Annotated in this window: 1 protein-coding gene; it reads left to right on the plus strand. The window is 43.8% G+C overall.

Translation table 11 applies throughout. The features are described from left to right. Positions 1 to 894, plus strand: an 894-nt coding sequence (locus tag A0U42_RS09625) for an ISL3 family transposase (RefSeq protein ID WP_065360797.1), incomplete at its 5' end; no start/stop codon positions are given. Between the last annotated feature and the right edge of the window lie 69 nt (positions 895 to 963).

Below are 963 nucleotides of genomic sequence, written 5' to 3' on the forward strand. Positions count from 1 at the left end.
CGTCGCTCTCAGGATGTCATCCGGAGAATCCAGAAGGCCTGCTCTGAATTAATCAGCTTTAAAACGATTGCCAAGATGCAGGGGATTTCCGTATCCAGCGTCATTCGGTACTTTGACAGGCTTACCGTCCCGCCCCCCAAACAACTTCCGGAAATACTCTCCTTAGATGAGTTTCGAGGAAATGCCCGTGGACAGCGGTATCAGGTGGCGGTCAATAACCCTCGAACTCACGAAATATTGGATATTCTGCCGAATCGGAATACCCTGGAAATGATTCATTATTTTAGCCGTTTTCCGCGCAAAGAACGGATGAAGGTAAAATTTGTCGTAATGGATCTGTCTCCTCTTTTCCGTCGTGTAGTTCAAACCATGTTTCCTTATGCAACGATCATTGGAGACCGGTTCCATATCCAAAGGCTGGTCATCTGGGCCTTGGAACGAGTGCGGAAAAAGGTGCAGAACCATTTTCGAGAAAAACGGATTTACTTCAAACGAAACAAGCATATCCTGAATAAAAAAGGGAAGAACCTAACAGCGGAGGAATTTGACCGGCTGCATGAGATTTTGAAACAATCTCCGGAACTACAACGGGCATATGCCCTAAAAGAAGCCTTTTTCAAGGTGTTTTCCATGAAAGAACCGGATTCCGTAACACATTTTTTAACTCAATGGTTACATTTAGTCGAAGAAAGTGGCGTAGGCGAATTCAGCAGTGTATTGAAAACCTTTAAAGATTGGAGACAAGCTATTTTAAATGGACTGACGCAAGTGTATTCGAACGGCTTTACGGAAGGGATGAACAACAAGATAAAAGTATTGAAACGAGTCGCCTTTGGATTCAGGAATTTCGAAAGATTTCGTGCCCGAATTCTATGGACGTCCTTAAGAAACTAAAAAAAATAAATGGACGAGAGCGAGGAAAACTCACTCACGTCCATTCGCGGTGGATGATTTAGTTGGCAC

This window comes from Megasphaera sp. DISK 18 (genome assembly GCF_001682955.1).
GTDB lineage: Bacteria > Bacillota > Negativicutes > Veillonellales > Megasphaeraceae > Megasphaera > Megasphaera massiliensis.